Genomic DNA, 17,653 nt, shown 5'->3' with positions numbered 1-17,653 from the left:
GTGTACGGCCGGCAGGGCCTTGTTCGGCTCTGCTTTGTTTTTCGCTAAAGTCGTGGCCGGATGGAGGCCTCGTCAAGAACCTCCATCCGGCGCTATGCAATTGCATGGGAGCAACGCCCCCAACCCGCCATCAGACCTTCACACGTTCGGATTTCGGATCGTACATGGGTTTGAGCGACGCCTCGGCGCGGACCTTAACTCCACAGACGTCAATCTCGTATGTCGAGGACAGCACGTCGGCCGCGCTTTCGCCCTTGCAGGGGACATAACCCATGCCGATCGCGCCACCCAAAGTGTGGCCATAGTTTCCTGAGCTGATGTAACCCACATATTCGCCATCGCGGATAATCGGTTCGTTGTGGAACAGCAGCGGTTCAGGGTCGGTCAGCTTGAATTGCACCAGGCGGCTGTGGGGGCCGCTGTCCTTGCGGGCAATTACCGCATCTCGGCCAATGAAATCACACCCCTTGTCCACCTTGACGGCAAAGCCGAGACCGGCGTCCACCACGTGATCTTCGCAGGTGATGTCATGACCGAAGTGACGGAATCCCTTTTCGATCCGGCAGCTGTCCATCATGTGCATACCGCACAGCTTCAGGCCCATGTCCTGCCCGGCCTCGTGCAGCGTTTCAAAAACGTGGCCGGCCATATCCGACGACACGTAGACCTCCCACCCAAGTTCGCCCACATAGGTCACGCGGTGAACGCGTGCCAGGCCCATTCCGATCTCGATTTCCTGCGCGGTGCCGAATGGGTTTGCCGCGTTCGAGAAGTCGTTGGGCGAAACTTTTTCAAGCAAGTTCCGCGCGTTGGGCCCCATCACCGCCAGAACGCCTTCGCCGGCCGTGACATCGGTGATGACCACATTGAAATTGCCCGAATGACGCATCATCCACGTCTGGTCGGCCAGTCGCGTCGCCGCCGGGGTCACGACCAGATAGGCGGTCTCGGAAAGGCGGGTCACGGTCACGTCTGCCTCGATCCCGCCATGCCGGTTCAAGAATTGGGTGTAGACGATCTTGCCGTTTGGAACCGCGTAGTCGCCGCCACCGATATAGTTCATGAAAACCTGGGCATCGGGGCCTTCGACCCGAATTTTTCCGAACGAGGACATGTCATACATGCCCACGTTCTCGCGCACTGCACGGTGTTCGGCGGCCGAGTTTTCGAACCAGTTCTGGCGCCTCCAGCTGTAGCGGTATTCGCGTTCCTGCCCCTCATTGGCGAACCAGTTCGCGCGCTCCCAGCCGGCCAGCTCGCCAAAGACGGCCCCGTTTTCTTTCAGGTGGTGGTGGAACGGCGTCCGGCGCACGCCGCGCGCCGTGGCCTTTTGCCGATAGGGGTAGTGGTCGGCATAGAGCAGGCCCAGCGTTTCCTTGGACCGCTCGAATAGATACTGCTTGTTGCCCTGGAATGGCTGCATCCGGCTGATGTCCACGTCGCCCAGGTCAAAGGGTTTTTCACCCGAGTCCATCCATTCCGCCAGCGCCATTCCCGCGCCGCCCGCAGACTGGATCCCGATCGAGTTGAACCCGGCGGCGACCCAGACATTGTCCATCTCGGGCGCAAGGCCAAGGTGATAGGCGTCGTCGGGAGTGAAGGATTCCGGCCCGTTGAAGAAGGTATGGATGCCCGCCTCGGCCAGCATCGGCATGCGGTTGCAGGCGGCCTCGAGGATCGGTTCGAAATGGTCGAAATCCTCGGGCAGTTGGTCGAACTCGAAACTGTCGGGGATGCCGTCCATCGCCCAGGGCTTGGCGTTGGGCTCGAAGGCGCCCAGCAGGATTTTCCCGGCGTCCTCCTTGTAATAGGCGCATTCGTCCGGCACCCGCAGAACCGGAAGCTGGGTCAGGCCGTCGATGCCCTCTGTCACGATGTAGAAATGCTCGCAGGCATGCAGCGGAACGTTCACGCCCGCCATGCGCCCCACTTGATGCCCCCACATGCCGGCGCAGTTGACCACCATGTCACACTCGATATGGCCCGGGGCGCTGCCATCATCCGCCACCCAGTCGACGCCGGTAACTTTGCGGCCCTGCTTTGCGATCTCGGTGACCTTCACCCGTTCCTTGACGACTGCGCCGCGCTGACGGGCACCCTTGGCCAGCGCCAGCGCAATGTTGGCCGGATCGCCCTGCCCGTCCAGCGGCAGATAGACCGCGCCCTTGACCCCATCCAGATTAAGATGCGGATACAGTTCGGCCACGCGTTCGTTCGAGATCTCTTCGACCTCGACCCCGAAGGCGCGGGCCATGGCGGCCTGGCGGTAGATCTCTTCCTTGCGCTCATCCGTCAGCGCCACGGTGATCGAGCCACAGCGTTTGAAGCCCGTGGCGACGCCGGTTTCCTCCTCGAGCGCGCCATAGAGTTCCTGGCTGTATTTCGCCAGCTTGGTCATGTTCGCGGTCGCGCGCAGTTGAGCGATCAGGCCAGCCGCGTGCCAGGTCGTGCCACTGGTCAGCTGCTTGCGCTCCAGCAGAACAACGTCGCTCCAGCCTTTCTTGGTCAGGTGATAGGCCACCGAGCATCCGATCACACCGCCACCGATGATCACCACGCGGGCCTTGCTGGGAAGATCAACCATTCCGAAGTCTCCAATCTCGAGTCGGCGTCAGAGTGCCACGAACAGGCGACAAAAAATGCAGCAAAAACGTCAACTGCGGCACAAAAATCACCGCAGCGCCGATTGGCGTTTCTGGCGGCGCAGAGCGAATGGCGTGATCCCGAAAAAGCTCTTGTAGACGGATGAGAACCCGTTGGGAAAGCCGCAGGCGAGGCCTATTTCACGCACGCTCATAGTGGTATTCAAAAGCAGGTTGTTGGCCTTGGCCAACCGCATCTCCCGATAGAACCCGTTCGGCGTGGTGCCGAAGAATGTCTTGAATTTGCGCTCCAGCGAGCGGTTCGACATTCCAAGCTCTTCGACCAGTTGATTGATGGGCAACGGATCTTCGATATTGGCCTGCATCAACTTGATGCACTGATCCAGTCGGGCGTCCCCGGTCGTTGTCGTCTTGGCCCCCGAGAACGGCTGCAACGACGAAAAGTCGCGGATATGTTCGTGCAGCATGATGTCGGCCACCGTCATCTTGGCCGGCCCCGAGATGTGACGCCCGATCACCGCCAAAGCAATATCGGCCGTGGCCCCCATTCCCGCGCAGGTCACGACCGGGCCCTGCTCGGTCGCGATCGAAAGCTTGGCCTCGAACCGGGCACCGCGTTCGCGGAAGATCGACGCGTTTTCCCAATGTGTTGCCATGTCGGGCGTGCCGTGTTCGTCGATGTATCGGCTGGCGGCCTCGGCCAGCAAAAAGACTTGGGCACCGCGATAGGTATAGTCGGACACAACCCGGCCCAGCGACAGCTCGGGCTGGTCCGGGTCGGTGTTGCCGATCACGAACAGATAGTCGGCGTCCGGTTGGCGCGTAACGGGCTGGGTCGGAATGCTGGCGCCGCTGCTACTGACGATGGTCCCTCCCTTGAGCGACCGATAGGCATAAGTGAACGGCGGGTGCGGGCAAACCCGATTGGCAAGACGCAGCACATCCACCACCGACGCCAGTTCCAGCAGAACGAAGCCCGGCGCGGTGATGATGTCAAAATGCCACTGCGCCCTGACGCCTTCGGGTTTTCCAGGGTCCGGTTTCTCCGCCATACCCGCCACTCACACGATCCTGTGCCCGGCCGAGCGCAGGGCGTTGGCCAAAGCTTCGATGTGCTCAGGGCCCACTTCGCAGCATCCACCGATGATCGTGGCCCCTTGGTCAACCCAACTCATCGCATGTACGGCATAGGCCGACGGGCCCAGATCGTGGCGCGCCTCCAGCGCGTCGACTGTCGGAGCGTCTTTCAGGAAGCCGTCGGAAATCCGGGTGAAACCATTCGCGTAGGCACCGTAAGGTCTTTGAAGTGTCGCAAGGATCTCCAGCGCCGCGGGCACCGCCTCGGGCCGGGTGCAATTGATCAGAACCGCCTGGGGATCGAAGCGTTCGACCAGTGGCGCGATCGCGCCCAACGGTTCGCCCGACCTCAGCCGCGTACCGTCCTCGTCCATGACCGACAGGGCCAGCCAGACCGGCTTGCCACAGCCTTCAGTTCCACGCAGCGCGCCTTCGGCCTCGGTCACGGACGAGACGGTTTCGATCAGAAACAGGTCCACCCGGTTCTGCATCAATCGCACCAGTTCCGAGAATTTCTGCGCGGCCTCGTCGGGATCGGGGTTCAGATCGGGGCGATAGGTGGCCAGCAAGGGGCCCAGCGCACCGGCGATACGCCCCGCCCGCCCATCGCGCGCCAGTTCGGCCTGTGTCAGAGCCGCATCAATAAGTTGCTCCAGCTGGTCCTCGATCCCCGCTCGTACGAGGCGAGAGCGGTGGACGGCATAGGTGTTTGTCGTCGCAACGGTTGCCCCGCGGTCAAAATAATCCCGATGGATGTCTCCGACCAACCCAGGTTCGTCGATCATTACGCGGGTTGACCACAAGGCGGTTGGCTGTTCGCCACGACGTTTGACCAGCTCTTGACCGATCGAACCATCCAACAGCGTGATGTCTGCCATCTCGGTGCCTCCTTACGGTATGAGAACCAGCTTTCCGGGCAGGGTCTTTGATTGAAAGTCCGTCTGCGCCTGCACGATCTCGCGCAGCGGGTACGTCTTGGAAATCAACGGCTTGATCCGACCCGCGTTCATCAACTCGACCAGTCGGCCGAAGACCTCGAAAGCCTGATGGGTGCAGCCGTGGATCGTGATGTCACGCAGGTAGATTTCGCGCAGATCAGCCTGCACGATCGGGCCGGCGATGGCCCCGGACACGGCATATTGGCCGCCCGGCTTCAGTGCCAGGATCAGGCCGGGAAAGGCCGGGCCGCCAACCACGTCGATCACCACGTCAAAGCTGTCCTGCGGCAGCGGCGCGTCGCGCTCGAACGTACCAGCCGCACCCTGCGCCCGCACCACTTCGGCCTTGGCCGCACTGGTCAACCCCCACACGGTTGCTCCCCGCAGGGCTGCCAATTGCACGGCCGCCAGCCCGACGCCGCCCGAGGCGCCGGTGATCAGCACCTTGTGCCCGGCAGTCACGCCCGCGCGGGTCAACAGGTTCTCGGCCGTGCCAAACGCACAGGGGATGGCGGCGATTTCCACATCCGACAGCGGTGAGGCGGTCACGTCATAGAGGTCATCCGCCTCGAGCAGGCAGTATTGCGCAAAAGCCCCGTCGATCTCGGACCCCAGCGCGATGAAGCCTGTCGGGTTACCCGGGCGCGGGCGCGGCAGGTTGATCGGGCAGGTCACGCGTTGCCCCGGTTTGAAGCCGGCACCCGGCCCGATCTGCTCGACTATGCCGCAAAGATCTCCGCCTTGAATGCGGGGGAAGGACAGCGCGCCGCCCCACCCGCCGGCTTCGACCTCTTGGTCAACCGCGTCCGTCGCGCCGGTGACGTCCGAGGAATACCATCCGATCCGCGTGTTGATGTCGGTGTTGTTGACGCCCGCCGCAGCCACGCGGACCAAAACCTGCCCGGGCCCGGGTACCGGAACCGGAATATCCTCGCGCCATTCCAGAACTTCGGGGCCACCGTGACCCGTCAGAAAGACACCGCACATCGTCTTTGGAGCATTCATTTCGCTGGCTTCTCAGGTCTGGTCGTCGGGATGGGGTGGAACCGGCCCCATCGGCACGATGTCGTAGCGGGCATTCAGATCAGCCATCTTGGCCTCGTCCTCAAAATCTGCCTGGGTCATGGTTGCCAGTTCCGCAAGGAAACCGTCAAACCCGGAGGGTTGAAAGATCATGAGCATCCGTGCCGGTTTGTTGTCAGCGACGCGGCACGCATGCGGCACACCCGGCGGAACATGCATGGTGGTGCCCGGCGTGCACAGGTGCCAATCTCCGTCGACGTAGAAATCCACGGCGCCCTCTAGGAAATAGAAAGTCTCGGCGTGGCTGTCGTGGCGATGAAGGCCAAGCGCGAAGCTGGCCTTCAAGTTGTCTTCCATCAGGGTGTACGCCCCGCCCGTGTCCTGACCGGAAACCTTCACGAAGGTATGGTCGTTCTCCCAGTCATAGTTGGGACCCTCACCGGGTCCCTGCTTGGAATATCGCGGGCGCATATGGGCCTCCTTGTGTCAGGCGCGCAGCCGCTCGTTTGCGGGATCCCACAGCGGCTGATCCTCCTGTACCACGGCGCGACACTTTTCGCCGTAGATTTCCACCTCGAGCTCGGTGCCCGGGTTGGCCAGATCGGCCTTGATCATGCCCAGCGCGACGGACTTGCCGACACGATAGCCCCAGGCGCCCGATGTGGTCTCGCCCACGATCTGATCGCCCTGCCAGATGCAGGACATGTAAGGCGCATCGCAGTCACCGGCCTCGACGACCAGCGTGACGAAAGACTTCTTCACTCCACGCTGCTTTTCCGCCAGCAAGGCGGCCTTGCCGGGGAAATCCTGAGGCTTGTCGAACTTGACGAAGCGTTCCAACCCGCCTTCCAGCAGCGAGTAGTCGGTGCTGAGATCTCCCTTCCACGCGCGGTATCCCTTTTCGATGCGCAGGCTGTTCAGCGCATACATGCCAAACGGCTTGGCCCCGGCGGCTAGGATCGCATCATAGATCGCGGGCATGTGCTCGTTGAGCGCATGCACCTCCCAGCCCAGTTCGCCGGCGAAGGACACGCGGATCAGGTGGGCGGGCTGTCCGGCCACGGTGGCGGCCTGATGGGTCAGCCAACCCAGAGAGAGGTCGGCATCGGTCAGACCCGACAGGATCTCACGCGATTTCGGACCGGTCACGATCAGCGTATCTCGGGTGGTGGTCACGTCCTCGACCGTGACACCCGCGGGCATCGCGTTCATAAGGATGTCGCGGTCGTGCCATTGCGCGGTGGCGGCGGTGATCATCACGAAGTCATCCTCACCCAGACGCATACAGGACATCTCGGTCAGGATGCGGCCGCGGTCGTCGGCGATGTAGACCAGGTTGATCCGGCCTACCTTGGGCAGGCCGCCGGTGACCAGCCCGCGCAGCGCCTCGGCCGCGCCTTCGCCCTTGACGACAAACCGCGAGAAACCCGGCAGGTCGAGCACGCCGCAATAGTCGCGCACGGCCTCGCATTCCTCCTTGATCCGCTGCTCCCACGGGCCCGAGCGGCCCCAGGTGTGGGTGCTTTCCTCGGAGGTGTCATCCCCCGGCTGCGCGAACCAGTTGGCGCGCTCCCAGCCGTTGTAGACGCCCATGACGCCGCCCAGTTCCTTGACCTTGGCGTGAACCGGCGACAGCTTCTTGTCGCGCGCGGCGGGCCATTCATGATGCGGGAAGTGCATGGCGTATTCGTTGCCGTAGACCTCCATGCCCTTTTGATTGCAGTAATCCTGATCGGTGTAGTCGGTATAGCGGCGGGGATCGACGGCCCACATGTCCCATTCGGTGGCGCCATCCACGATCCATTCGGCCAGCACTTTGCCTGCACCGCCGCCTTGGGCGATGCCGAAGGTGAAGGTATGCGCCTCGAAGGCGTTCTTGACGCCGGGCATCGGGCCAATCAGCGGCAGGCCGTCGGGCGCATAAGGGATCGGCCCGTTGATCACGCGGCCCACGCCCGAGGTCGCCATCAGCGGCACACGCTCCATCGCGTCAGTGACGATGTCCTCGATCCGGTCCAGATCGTCGTTCCACAGCTGAAAGCTGAAATCCTCAGGCATCGGGTCGTCCTCGGTCATCCAGTGGCCCTTGCAGTTGGGCTCGTATGGGCCAAGGTTGAAGCCGTGCTTTTCTTGTCGCAGGTAGTAGGAGATATCCACGTCGCGCAGCAGCGGCAGCTTGCCACCGTTTTCCTTCGACCAGGCTTCGACCTCGGGGATCTCGTCAGTCAGCAGATACTGGTGGCTCATGACCATCGCCGGCACGGTGCGGCCGCCATAAGGCTTGAACCACTCGCCCACACGCTGCGCGTAGTAGCCGGCGGCGTTGACGACATAGTCACAGTCGATGTCGCCCTTTTCGGTGTGGACGGTCCAGGTGCCGTCGTCATGCTGGGTCACGCCGGTGGCCGGGCAGAACCGGATGATCTTCTGTCCCATGTCGCGTGCGCCCTTGGCCAGCGCCTGGGTCAGCTGCGCCGGGTCGATGTCCCCATCGGTCGGGTCATACAGAACGCCCTCAAGATCATGAGTTTCCAGGAACGGGTAGCGTTCCTTGGCCTGCTCCGGCGTCCACATTTCCATCGGGATTCCCTGGTAGCGGCCCATCGACATGGCCCGCTGGAACTCCTGCATCCGCTCTTTGCTGTGCGCCAGACGGATTGATCCCGACACGTGGTAGTTCATCGGGTAGTCGACCTCTTCGCCAAGACGTGAATACAGCTCGGTCGAATAGCGCTGCATGTTCATGATCGCCCAAGAGGTCGAGAAGGTCGGCACGTTGCCGGCCGCGTGCCAGGTCGAACCTGCGGTCAGCTCGTTCTTTTCCAGCAGAACGCAGTCGGTCCAGCCCTTTTTGGCCAAATGGTACAGCGAGGACGCCCCTACGACGCCGCCACCAATGATGACCACGCGGGCCTTGGTCGGAAAATCGCTCATTTTTCTAGATCCCTGTCATTGTGCCCTTTGGGGCAGTTCATCCGTGATGTCGTAGTAGTCGCCCTTGTCCGCCACGAAGATGTGGCGAGCCAGTTTCAACTGAGTGGGCTGGTCCAGAGCCCCCATCGAAACCGAAATCGTGTCTTCGTCCTTGTGTTGCCAGAACAGAAAGCTTCCGCATGCCTTGCAGAAACCACGCCGGGCCGTGTCCGAAGCCTGGAACCATCCCAGCGTTTCGCTGCTGTTCAGGGTCAGGTTGTCCTGGTGGGTCGCGGTCGAGGCCCAATAATGCCCTGACTGCCGACGGCATTGCCCGCAGTGGCAGGCCGAGGGCGGTGACAGCTCTCCGTTGATCGTGAAGGCCACCGAACCGCAAAGGCACGATCCTTTTTGCATGGCTCTATCCCTTTCCTGCAGGTGCCGCGCTGGTTCCCAGCAGGACGCCATAAATGATGAAACAGGTGGCCATGACGCGGCGCACCCAGACGTTGAACACGGCGCCCAGCGCCGCCCGCCCCATCACCGCACCCAACAGTGTGAACCCGGTGTAGCTGAGCGTCGTGATGATCAGCGCCGTCGGCATGATGATCGCCATTTGCTGCCAGATCGGCACATCGGGCTGCACGAACTGGGAAAACGCGGCTAGGTAACCTGCGACGCTCTTTGGATTGATCGTGGCGACAGCCAAAGCATGGAGATAGACATGGCGGGCCGGGCGCTGGCTGGCCGGTGCGGGACGCGTGGCGTTCACCCACCCCCGGAGTCCCATCCAGATCAGGAACCCCGCCCCGATCAGTTTGGCCACGAAAAACCCGGTTGGCGAGGCCGCGATCAGGGCCGTCACCCCCAGAGCCGACAGGATCAGAAAGGCGCTGGCCTGGGTCAGGATCGCCAGGACCCCAAGCATTGCCTTGGGAAATGGCAGGCTCATCCCGTTCGAGATGCAATTCACCGCATTCGGACCCGGCGTGGTCACGAACACCACCCAGAACATCGCGAATATGGTCCAGGCCTCAAAGCTCATCAGTACACCGGCGGAGCGATCACCCAGACGGCCACGGCGGGCTCGTCGTAAGGGTTTGCCCATTGGTAGGGTTCGTGCTTGATCCGAAAGCTGTCCCCGACGCCGACGGTGAAATTTCGGCCTCCGATCGTCAGGTCGAGACGGCCCGAGATCATGTATCCAACCTCTTGCGTCGGACGGTTGGCCGGGGTCTGCATCCGGGAATGGGGCTCAAAGGTGGAATGCACCATCTCGAAATCATCGGTCAGGTCAGGTGACAGCAATTCCTCGATCAGCCCTTCCTCGCCCGACCCCATCGGCCGGCGCGAACCGGCGCGCACCACATAGCCCTGTTCCTCGGCCAGAACGCCGGTGTGGGCGAACAGCATCGACATTGGCACGCCCAGGCATTCCGCGATCAGGCGCAGATCCGAGATCGACGGAGCAGACAAATCGCGCTCGACCTGGCTAAGCCAGCCCACCGACCGGTCCAACCGCGAAGCGATATCGGTCAGCGTCAACCCGCGCGCCTTGCGCAGCGCGCGAATGTCCGCCCCCAGCGTCGCAGCGATATGGGCCTGATCGTTCACGCTTTCCCCTCCGAGTCATGAAATTTACGTCACATTTTTCACGATGTCCCGAATCGGTGAAAATTCCAAGATATTTTTCACTACCGGTCCCGATCCTTCCACGCTATGGCTGCGGAATGTGGATCGTCATTCTGTATTTCTGGGCCATCAACGCGTTGACTTTGCTGGTGTTCGGCTGGGACAAGCTGCGGGCGATCCGACGCAGGCGGCGTGTCCCGGAGAAGTGGCTTTTGCGACTGGCGCTGTTGGGCGGCAGCCCCTCAGCTTTGCTGGGTCGCTGGATATTCGGACACAAGACTCGGAAAAAGCGGCTGACGACTCTGCTGTATGCCATTGCGGCTCTGCAGGCGGGCGCGATCTACCTGTTCCTCACCTACAGTTCTGTTTGAAACTGGAAATTGGCAGTGCGATCGGGCAATGGTTGCACATGATTGACAGAACTTCGTCCCAGGCGCTGGCCATCGGGTCAGTGGCGGTGTCCCTGCTGGTGCTGCTGCTCAAGGTCCTGGCATGGCATTTGACCGGGTCGGTCGCTCTGTATTCCGACGCAATGGAATCTTTGGTCAACGTAGTTGGCGCGCTGCTGGCGTGGTTCGCCATTCGGATGGCGGAGCGTCCTGCCGACAGCAATCACCCTTTCGGACATCACAAGGCCGAGAACTTCTCGGCCATCGCCGAGGGGACTCTGATCGTTCTCGCCGCAATCCTGATCATTCAGGAAGCCTGGGGTGCCTTGTTCGCCCCACACCTGGACCAACTCGGGCCGATCGGACTGGCAGTGAACGCCGCGGCCATGGTCCTGAACCTGGTCTGGGCACGCGTGCTGATCTCGGCGGGTCAGAAACGGCGCTCGCCGGCCATGACGGCCAATGGACGCCACCTGATGACCGACGTCTGGACTTCGGCCGGGGTCTTGTTGGGACTGATCCTCGTATTGCTGACAGGCTGGGCCGTTCTTGACCCGCTGCTGGCCATTCTGGTGGCCGCAAATATTCTGCGCGAAGGCTGGAAGGTCATTTTCCATTCGGCCGGAGATCTGATGGATTCCGCGGCCCACACCGAGGACACGGACATCATCGAAGCCGCCGTTCGGAACTCGTCTCAGGGAGCCTTGCAGATCCACGATCTGCGCACACGTCGGGCCGGCAAAGCCGTGTTCATCGAATTTCACCTAGTCGTCGATCGCAACATGACAGTCGGTGACGCCCACGACATCTGCGACGCGATCGAAGATGCAATCGCGGAAAAGCTGCCCGAGGCCCGGACCATCATTCACGTGGAGCCGGACTCTCAGCTCAAAGCCTCGGGGATCGAACCGGAATAAAGGTTCTACAGACGCCCGAAAACCTGCGCGAGGATACGCGACAGCCCTTCGGCATCGGCCTGCTCGAACGCATCGGGCTGATCGCTGTCGATATCAAAGACCCCGATGACCTGCCCCGCAGAATCCCGCACCGGCAGAACCAGTTCGGACCGGGTCGACGAGGCGCAGGCAATGTGCCCCTCAAACGCATCCACATCCGGGACCAGCTGAACCTCTCCGGTGCGCGCCGCTGCCCCGCAGACCCCGCGGGAGAATGGAATGACCAAACACCCGTGCCCGCCTTGATAGGGTCCGATCTTCAACAACTCCGGCTCGGTCACACGGTAAAACCCCGTCCAGTCAAAGCGGTCGTCGCTGTGATGCACCTCGCAGGCGACGGTGGCCATCAGAGCGACCTGATCAGTTTCACCTTCCGTCAGGGCTTCGATGGTTTTGGACAAGAGCGCGTAGTCAGCTTTCATGGGGTCATTTCCAAAGTGCAACCGGGCCGCAACCGCTGCGGCCCGGTTCAGCTAATGGCAAAATGCCAAAGCGTCAAACCCGCTCGATCGCGATTGCAGTGCCTTCACCGCCTCCGATGCAGATCGCGGCCACTCCGCGCTTCAGGCCACGCTTCTCGAGTGCATTTAGAAGCGTCACCATGATGCGTGCACCTGAGGCACCGATCGGATGACCAAGGGCGCAGGCGCCTCCGTTGACGTTGACCTTGTCGCGCGGCAGGCCCATTTCATGCATGAAGGCCATCGGAACAACGGCAAAAGCCTCGTTCACTTCCCACAGGTCCACGTCGTCCTTGCTCCAACCGATCCGTTCCAGCAGCTTCTGCGCGGCCGGGACCGGAGCCGTCGTGAAAAGGCCGGGCGCCTGGGCGTGGCTCGCGTGGCCCAGGATGCGGGCACGGACATTCAGGCCGCGCGCCTCAGCCGTGTCAGCCGCGGCAAGAACCAGCGCCGCCGCGCCATCCGAGATTGACGAGGAATTGGCCGCCGTCACCGTGCCATCCTTGCGGAATGCCGGCTTCAGCGTCGGTATCTTTTCCGGCCGCGCCGATTTGGGCTGCTCATCCGAATCCTGAATGATTTCACCTTTGCGGCTTCGGACCGTGACGGCTGCGATCTCGTCCGAGAAGGCCCCGCTGGCCTGCGCTTCGAGCGCATTCGACAGCGACTTCAACGCGTATTCGTCCTGCGCCTCTCGGGTGAATTGATAAGCCTCGGCGCAGTCTTCAGCAAAAGTGCCCATCAGGCGGCCCTTGTCATAGGCATCCTCCAGCCCGTCCAGGAACATGTGATCCACCACCTGGCCGTGACCGATACGCGCCCCGCCGCGCATCTTGGGCAGCAAGTAGGGCGCATTCGTCATGCTTTCCATTCCACCCGCAACCATCGAGTCTGCATGGCCAAGCGCGATCTGATCGAACGCCATCATTGCCGCCTTCATGCCCGACCCGCACATCTTGTTCAGTGTGGTCGCAGGTACCTCTTCACCCAGACCTGCCGCGAACCCTGCCTGCCGCGCCGGAGCCTGCCCCTGACCGGCGGGCAGAACGCAGCCCATCAAAACCTCGTCGACCGTCTGCGTCTTGGCGTTTTCAAGCGCCGCACGAATGGCGACGCCACCCAGTTCTGCCGCAGGCACGCCGTCGAACATTCCTTGAAACCCGCCCATCGGCGTCCGGGCCGCACCAGCGATCACAACCTCTTTCATGTGACGACTCCTCCTTTTGTCGTGTGCTTGGATACCGAATGGTAAGAAATGCCGTCTAGCGTATTTCTACGATCGATCGACGGAATCCGAGGGGAGTCACGTGGCACTGAGCAGCAAAACGACAGGCGAAACGCAGATCATCACAGTCGACGCCGCCCGCATCGACGCCGCCATGGCGATACAGTTCAAGGAAGACATGCGGACCCAAACCGCAGATGGCGCCGGTCGGATCATCCTGGACCTGTCTGCGGTCGAGTTCATAGACTCCAGTGGATTGGGCGCGATCGTGGCGTCCATGAAGCAACTTGGAAATGGGCGCAGGCTGGAACTGGCGGGATTGCAGCCTGTCGTGGCCAAGGTTTTTCGGCTGACGCGTATGGATACGGTTTTCAAACTGCATCCCAACTTGGATGACGCGCTGGCCTCCGAGTTGGAGTGAAGCGCCAGGGGGCAAATGGCGTGACAGTCAACTGCGAAGACGGCCGACTCGAAGTGGCGTTCCCTGCCGTCGAAGCCGAGGCCAGCCGCGCCATTGCTTCGCTGCAGGCAGGGCTGTCAAATTTCGGCTTGCCGGGGCAAAAGACTGCCGACATCAAGATCGTGTTGGCCGAGGCGATCAACAATGTTGTCGAACACGCCTATGCTGAGCGCGCGCCCGGAATTGTCCGGGTTTCCGTGCTGGACTCCAAAGATTACCTGGAGGTCCAGATCACTGACACCGGGCACCCCTTGCCCGGCCTGAAGATGCCTGATGGCATTCCTGCCAGTGTGGAAACCGATACTTCAAACCTGCCCGAAGGTGGATTCGGTTGGTTCCTGATCCGCACATTGGCCGACGAGGTGCGGTATGACCGCAGAAACGGCCAAAACCTGCTATTCTTGCGGTTTGAGCGCACAAAAAAAGCGGATCGGCCACAATAACGCCCAGATCGGACCATTGTCGCGCCGCAAACGACTGGCAGAAACAAGGGGTAGCTCAGATAGCTTCCCTCGGCGCCATGTGTCACAGCCCCCACCCAGTGAACGGCGCCGAGGACCTTCTCCTTGAAATGACTGGACATCAGCCAACGGCACCCTAGTGTCGACGCGTTCAGGAGGAGACCCATTCCATGCGCGATTTCCACGCCCCCGGCCGTTCCGAGGTTTTATCGACCGAAGGGATGTGCGCAACCTCGCATCCGCTGGCTGCAAAGGTGGCGCTGGATATTCTGGGCCGCGGCGGAAACGCAATGGACGCCGCCATTGCCGCGGGCGTACTTCTGGGCATCTGCGAACCGCAGATGACAGGTCTGGGTGGCGACTGTTTCGTTCTTTTCAATCGCGCGGGCGAAACGACGGTTCGCGCGCTGAACGGCTCTGGGCGGGCGCCCGCTGCAGCCTCGGCCGAAGATCTGCGGGCTCGTGGGTTGGCTACGGTGCCACTTGACGGCCCCGAAGCGGTGACAATCCCCGGCGCCGTCGACGCATTCTGCCACCTGTCAGAAGCCGAGGGCCGATTGGGGATCGAGGCCCTTCTTCAACCTGCAATTCACTATGCCGAAACGGGCGTTCCAGTTGCACCCCGCGTTGCGCATGACTGGTCGCTCGGGGCCGAAACACTGCAGGGCGCAGCGCGGGATCACTATCTGATCGACGGCCGCGCCCCAACGACAGGTCAGATGTTTCGCGCTCCGGGTCAGGCAGAAGTCCTGCGTCGCGTGGCCCGAAATGGGCGTGACGCCTTTTACGAGGGCGAAATCGCCGATGACATGCTGGCTGCCTTGAATTCCCGAGGCGGGATTCATTCGGCCACCGATTTTCACGACACAAAGTTCATCGAAGCCTCACCGGTTGGAGGTGACTACCGCAACGCTGAACTGCTTGAACATCCGCCGAACGGACAAGGCGCGACTGCGATCCTGCTTCTTAACATCCTTAAGCATTTCGACATTGCCGGCATGGACCCGTGGGGCGCCGAACGGGCGCATATCGAAGCCGAGGCGACCAAGCTGGCCTACGATGCACGCAACCGGTTCATCGCCGACCCGGATCATACGTCGCGCATGGAACATTTTCTGGCGCCGGAAACGGCGGCAAAGCTGGCCGAGCTGATTGATCCCCGGCGCGCCATGACCGCCGCCGCCCCGCTGACCGAAGCGGTGCACAAGGACACGGTTTATGTCACGGTCGTCGACCGGGATCGTATGGCTGTTTCTCTGATCTATTCGATCTTCCACAGCTTCGGATCGGGCATCGCCTCGGAAAAGTTCGGCATTCTCCTGCAGAACCGCGGATGTGGTTTCAACCTTGAACCGGGGCATCCGAACGAGCTAGGCGGCGGCAAGCGCCCGATGCACACCATCATTCCCGCGATGCTGAAGCAAAACGGCCAGATTGCCATGCCGTTCGGCGTGATGGGCGGGGCCTATCAGCCGACGGGCCACGCGCGCCTGGTTTCCAACCTTCTGGATTTCGACTTGGGGCTGCAGCACGCCGTCGACGCGCCCCGCGTTTTTGCCGACGGTTCAATCTTGAAGATCGAACCCGGCTACGATCGCAGGATCGCGCAACAATTGTCAGACTTGGGTCACAATGTCGTCGATACGGAAACACCTTTGGGCGGTGCACAGGCGATCCGAATCCATCAAAGCGGAGTATTGGAAGGCGCTAGCGACCCCCGAAAGGACGGCTGCGCTTTGGGTTACTGACGCCGCAACGGCGTCAGCACCGCATCAGTTCAGTTGGAAGTGCAGCGGATAGCTGCCGTCCTGAAACGGCCCGAACATGTTGGGAATGTCAGGATGATCAACAGGTTCGCCTGACTGGTCGGCAATCAGATTTTGCTCTGATACATAAGCCACATAGAAGGATTGATCGTTCTCGGCCAGCAAATGGTAGAACGGCTGATCCTTGATCGGGCGGCTGTCTTCGGGAATTGCCTCGTACCATTCCTCGGTGTTCGCAAATTCCGGATCCACGTCAAAAATCACCCCTCGGAAGGGATGTTTCTTGTGACGAACCACCTGGCCCAGGCGGTACTTTGCATGTGTCTTCAGCATTGTTTCAGCCCCCAAGGCACTTACTAAACCTTTCCGCCGGCAATTGCCAATCATTGATCTGAAATTCCCGGAAACAGTCTGTGAACCTATGCCTGACAGTCGGCGGCCTGCTGCACAGTTTCTTATACGATTGTGATTTCCTCAGCCTGCAATCTGCGCTAGAATAAAGAAAAAAAGGCACGAGGCACATGAGCAGAAAACTTCTCGTACTCTTCGGGGTGCTGTTTTTGGCATCCTGTGGGGGCGGCGCACAGCGTCCGCCCAGCAACCTCAATGACGCTTGCGCCATCGCGCGCGAGCGGCCGGACATGATCAAGGCGTTCAAAAGCACCGAACGCAAATGGGGTGTCCCGGTTCATGTCCAGATGGCAACCATCTACCAAGAAAGCCGCTATCGTCACGACGCGCGGACGCCCCACAAATATGTTCTGGGGGTTATTCCGATGGGCCGTCAGAGCAGCGCCTATGGCTTCAGCCAGGCCCTCGACGGAACCTGGGAAGAATATCAGCGCGAAACTGGGAAGCGGCGCGCCAAGCGTGACCGCATTCGTGACGCGTCAGATTTCGTCGGATGGTACATGAACAAAAGCAGTCAGAAGATCGGCATCTCGACCAGCGACACGCGGAACCAATATCTGGCGTATCACGAAGGTCGCGCGGGTTACGCACGCGGCAGCCACTACGGTAAAACATGGCTGTTGAACGTAGCCAACGACGTGGATGCACGTGCGCAGATGTACCAGGCGCAGCTGTCCAGCTGCCGCTACTGAAAGAGCCGCGGGTCAGCGGTTTTCTGACCCGCGCCGCGCCTTGTTCGAAAACAGGTCACTGTCGATTCTGACATCTTCGTTGAGGGGTCCCAGCAGCACCGTGGTTTGACCCCCGGCGTTGTCGTAGATGACCCATTTCCTCAACTCGATCGGATTTGCCGTGAACATCAGCTCGATCCGTCCGGACTCGGGGTTTTTCGGGTCCTGCGCGGTGACGACCGTGGCTGTGCCATCAAATGTGTGGCCGACCACCATGTTGGCCTGCGACAGGTTCACGTTGCGCGCCAGAACCAGCGACAGCGGCGTGCGCTTCAACGGGTACTGCTCGGGCGGCTGGTTTGATTTGGGGTCGAACACCATCACGGTGCCGGCATTAGCCAGCACGACCGCACTGTTGGGCGGATCGTATTCGAACCGCATCTTGCCGGGGCGCTGCAGCCACAGCTTGCCGGTACTCAGCGATCCGTCATCGTTGACTTGGGTAAACGTCGTCTGAACGGCCTTCAATCCGTTCAGATAGTTCGAGATCTGCGACAAGGGCAGCTTGTCGGCGGCCCAGGCTGCCGGGGCAGTCAAAGCAAGGGCAAGGGCAAAGGCAATCTGTTTCATGACACACAGATATGCGCTCTGCCCTTGTTATTAAATA

Annotated in this window: 19 protein-coding genes; 6 read left to right on the top strand and 13 right to left on the bottom strand. The window is 61.3% G+C overall.

Annotated features, from left to right (window positions below; genetic code table 11):
• Nucleotides 1–130: 130 nt before the first annotated feature.
• From ACR3EL_RS02245 to ACR3EL_RS02205, 9 genes are all read right to left on the bottom strand, one after another.
• On the bottom strand, nucleotides 131–2,584 hold the full coding sequence (locus ACR3EL_RS02245; RefSeq protein WP_480720267.1) for a GcvT family protein: 2,454 nt from the start codon (nucleotides 2,582–2,584) through the stop codon (nucleotides 131–133).
• 87 nt (nucleotides 2,585–2,671) lie between these two features.
• Nucleotides 2,672–3,655 (bottom strand): GlxA family transcriptional regulator, encoded by a 984-nt coding sequence (locus ACR3EL_RS02240; RefSeq protein ID WP_170341343.1) that lies wholly within the window; start codon nucleotides 3,653–3,655, stop codon nucleotides 2,672–2,674.
• Between the two features lie 9 nt (nucleotides 3,656–3,664).
• Nucleotides 3,665–4,558 carry a homocysteine S-methyltransferase family protein gene (locus tag ACR3EL_RS02235; RefSeq protein ID WP_170341341.1) on the bottom strand — a complete coding sequence of 298 codons (894 nt, stop codon included), beginning with the start codon at nucleotides 4,556–4,558 and terminating at the stop codon, nucleotides 3,665–3,667.
• 12 nt (nucleotides 4,559–4,570) lie between these two features.
• On the bottom strand, nucleotides 4,571–5,623 hold the full coding sequence (locus ACR3EL_RS02230) for an alcohol dehydrogenase family protein (protein WP_480720265.1): 1,053 nt from the start codon (nucleotides 5,621–5,623) through the stop codon (nucleotides 4,571–4,573).
• Nucleotides 5,624–5,635: 12 nt separating this feature from the next.
• Nucleotides 5,636–6,112 carry a cupin domain-containing protein gene (locus ACR3EL_RS02225; RefSeq protein WP_093964282.1) on the bottom strand — a complete coding sequence of 159 codons (477 nt, stop codon included), beginning with the start codon at nucleotides 6,110–6,112 and terminating at the stop codon, nucleotides 5,636–5,638.
• 15 nt (nucleotides 6,113–6,127) lie between these two features.
• Entirely contained in the window at nucleotides 6,128–8,575 is a 2,448-nt protein-coding gene (locus tag ACR3EL_RS02220; RefSeq protein ID WP_170341337.1) for a GcvT family protein, read from the bottom strand.
• Between the two features lie 15 nt (nucleotides 8,576–8,590).
• Nucleotides 8,591–8,971 (bottom strand): GFA family protein, encoded by a 381-nt coding sequence (locus ACR3EL_RS02215; protein ID WP_170341336.1) that lies wholly within the window; start codon nucleotides 8,969–8,971, stop codon nucleotides 8,591–8,593.
• 4 nt (nucleotides 8,972–8,975) lie between these two features.
• Nucleotides 8,976–9,599, bottom strand: a complete 624-nt coding sequence (locus tag ACR3EL_RS02210; RefSeq protein ID WP_170341334.1) for a LysE family translocator — start codon at nucleotides 9,597–9,599, stop codon at nucleotides 8,976–8,978.
• Nucleotides 9,599–10,168, bottom strand: a complete 570-nt coding sequence (locus tag ACR3EL_RS02205) for a helix-turn-helix domain-containing protein (protein ID WP_093964278.1) — start codon at nucleotides 10,166–10,168, stop codon at nucleotides 9,599–9,601. The genes ACR3EL_RS02210 and ACR3EL_RS02205 overlap by 1 nt, the downstream gene beginning before the upstream one ends.
• 116 nt (nucleotides 10,169–10,284) lie before the next feature.
• On the opposite strand from ACR3EL_RS02205, the gene ACR3EL_RS02200 reads away from it, so the two are divergent.
• Nucleotides 10,285–10,557 carry a DUF1294 domain-containing protein gene (locus ACR3EL_RS02200; protein ID WP_170341332.1) on the top strand — a complete coding sequence of 91 codons (273 nt, stop codon included), beginning with the start codon at nucleotides 10,285–10,287 and terminating at the stop codon, nucleotides 10,555–10,557.
• Between the two features lie 38 nt (nucleotides 10,558–10,595).
• Complete coding sequence (locus ACR3EL_RS02195; RefSeq protein ID WP_170341329.1) at nucleotides 10,596–11,492, top strand: cation diffusion facilitator family transporter; 897 nt, start codon at nucleotides 10,596–10,598, stop codon at nucleotides 11,490–11,492.
• A gap of 5 nt (nucleotides 11,493–11,497) precedes the next feature.
• Here the strand turns inward: ACR3EL_RS02195 and ACR3EL_RS02190 are convergent, their stop codons facing one another.
• Both ACR3EL_RS02190 and ACR3EL_RS02185 read right to left on the bottom strand, forming a co-directional pair.
• Nucleotides 11,498–11,953, bottom strand: coding sequence for a GAF domain-containing protein (locus tag ACR3EL_RS02190; protein WP_093964276.1), 456 nt, complete (start codon nucleotides 11,951–11,953; stop codon nucleotides 11,498–11,500).
• A gap of 73 nt (nucleotides 11,954–12,026) precedes the next feature.
• Nucleotides 12,027–13,199, bottom strand: coding sequence for an acetyl-CoA C-acyltransferase (locus tag ACR3EL_RS02185; protein WP_170341327.1), 1,173 nt, complete (start codon nucleotides 13,197–13,199; stop codon nucleotides 12,027–12,029).
• Nucleotides 13,200–13,299: 100 nt separating this feature from the next.
• Here ACR3EL_RS02185 and ACR3EL_RS02180 point away from each other — a divergent pair, with 100 nt between their 5' ends.
• From ACR3EL_RS02180 to ACR3EL_RS02170, 3 genes are all read left to right on the top strand, one after another.
• Nucleotides 13,300–13,638 (top strand): STAS domain-containing protein, encoded by a 339-nt coding sequence (locus ACR3EL_RS02180; protein ID WP_170342291.1) that lies wholly within the window; start codon nucleotides 13,300–13,302, stop codon nucleotides 13,636–13,638.
• A gap of 20 nt (nucleotides 13,639–13,658) precedes the next feature.
• Nucleotides 13,659–14,120 (top strand): ATP-binding protein, encoded by a 462-nt coding sequence (locus ACR3EL_RS02175; protein ID WP_170341324.1) that lies wholly within the window; start codon nucleotides 13,659–13,661, stop codon nucleotides 14,118–14,120.
• A gap of 188 nt (nucleotides 14,121–14,308) precedes the next feature.
• Nucleotides 14,309–15,886, top strand: coding sequence for a gamma-glutamyltransferase family protein (locus ACR3EL_RS02170; RefSeq protein ID WP_170341322.1), 1,578 nt, complete (start codon nucleotides 14,309–14,311; stop codon nucleotides 15,884–15,886).
• A gap of 24 nt (nucleotides 15,887–15,910) precedes the next feature.
• Here ACR3EL_RS02170 and hspQ read toward each other — a convergent pair whose 3' ends face one another.
• Complete coding sequence (gene hspQ, locus ACR3EL_RS02165; protein WP_170341320.1) at nucleotides 15,911–16,237, bottom strand: heat shock protein HspQ; 327 nt, start codon at nucleotides 16,235–16,237, stop codon at nucleotides 15,911–15,913.
• Between the two features lie 188 nt (nucleotides 16,238–16,425).
• Here hspQ and ACR3EL_RS02160 point away from each other — a divergent pair, with 188 nt between their 5' ends.
• Nucleotides 16,426–17,007, top strand: coding sequence for a transglycosylase SLT domain-containing protein (locus ACR3EL_RS02160; RefSeq protein WP_093964271.1), 582 nt, complete (start codon nucleotides 16,426–16,428; stop codon nucleotides 17,005–17,007).
• A 12-nt stretch (nucleotides 17,008–17,019) separates the two neighbouring features.
• Here the strand turns inward: ACR3EL_RS02160 and ACR3EL_RS02155 are convergent, their stop codons facing one another.
• Nucleotides 17,020–17,616, bottom strand: a complete 597-nt coding sequence (locus ACR3EL_RS02155) for a LolA family protein (protein ID WP_170341318.1) — start codon at nucleotides 17,614–17,616, stop codon at nucleotides 17,020–17,022.
• Nucleotides 17,617–17,653: the final 37 nt, after the last annotated feature.

Source organism: Ruegeria sp. BJ3 (assembly GCF_056535665.1).
The sequence above is the reverse complement of the archived record's forward strand: the minus strand, read 5'-3'. Positions and strand labels throughout refer to the sequence as shown.

What these genes read in the sequence shown, in the direction of transcription:
- ACR3EL_RS02245 (WP_480720267.1), bottom strand. Translation starts at nt 2,584, where the DNA reads ATGGTTGATCTTCCCAGCAAGGCCCGCGTGGTGATCATCGGTGGCGGT.
- ACR3EL_RS02240 (WP_170341343.1), bottom strand. Translation starts at nt 3,655, where the DNA reads ATGGCGGAGAAACCGGACCCTGGAAAACCCGAAGGCGTCAGGGCGCAG.
- ACR3EL_RS02235 (WP_170341341.1), bottom strand. Translation starts at nt 4,558, where the DNA reads ATGGCAGACATCACGCTGTTGGATGGTTCGATCGGTCAAGAGCTGGTC.
- ACR3EL_RS02230 (WP_480720265.1), bottom strand. Translation starts at nt 5,623, where the DNA reads ATGAATGCTCCAAAGACGATGTGCGGTGTCTTTCTGACGGGTCACGGT.
- ACR3EL_RS02225 (WP_093964282.1), bottom strand. Translation starts at nt 6,112, where the DNA reads ATGCGCCCGCGATATTCCAAGCAGGGACCCGGTGAGGGTCCCAACTAT.
- ACR3EL_RS02220 (WP_170341337.1), bottom strand. Translation starts at nt 8,575, where the DNA reads ATGAGCGATTTTCCGACCAAGGCCCGCGTGGTCATCATTGGTGGCGGC.
- ACR3EL_RS02215 (WP_170341336.1), bottom strand. Translation starts at nt 8,971, where the DNA reads ATGCAAAAAGGATCGTGCCTTTGCGGTTCGGTGGCCTTCACGATCAAC.
- ACR3EL_RS02210 (WP_170341334.1), bottom strand. Translation starts at nt 9,599, where the DNA reads ATGAGCTTTGAGGCCTGGACCATATTCGCGATGTTCTGGGTGGTGTTC.
- ACR3EL_RS02200 (WP_170341332.1), top strand. Translation starts at nt 10,285, where the DNA reads ATGTGGATCGTCATTCTGTATTTCTGGGCCATCAACGCGTTGACTTTG.
- ACR3EL_RS02195 (WP_170341329.1), top strand. Translation starts at nt 10,596, where the DNA reads ATGATTGACAGAACTTCGTCCCAGGCGCTGGCCATCGGGTCAGTGGCG.
- ACR3EL_RS02190 (WP_093964276.1), bottom strand. Translation starts at nt 11,953, where the DNA reads ATGAAAGCTGACTACGCGCTCTTGTCCAAAACCATCGAAGCCCTGACG.
- ACR3EL_RS02185 (WP_170341327.1), bottom strand. Translation starts at nt 13,199, where the DNA reads ATGAAAGAGGTTGTGATCGCTGGTGCGGCCCGGACGCCGATGGGCGGG.
- ACR3EL_RS02170 (WP_170341322.1), top strand. Translation starts at nt 14,309, where the DNA reads ATGCGCGATTTCCACGCCCCCGGCCGTTCCGAGGTTTTATCGACCGAA.
- hspQ (WP_170341320.1), bottom strand. Translation starts at nt 16,237, where the DNA reads ATGCTGAAGACACATGCAAAGTACCGCCTGGGCCAGGTGGTTCGTCAC.
- ACR3EL_RS02160 (WP_093964271.1), top strand. Translation starts at nt 16,426, where the DNA reads ATGAGCAGAAAACTTCTCGTACTCTTCGGGGTGCTGTTTTTGGCATCC.
- ACR3EL_RS02155 (WP_170341318.1), bottom strand. Translation starts at nt 17,616, where the DNA reads ATGAAACAGATTGCCTTTGCCCTTGCCCTTGCTTTGACTGCCCCGGCA.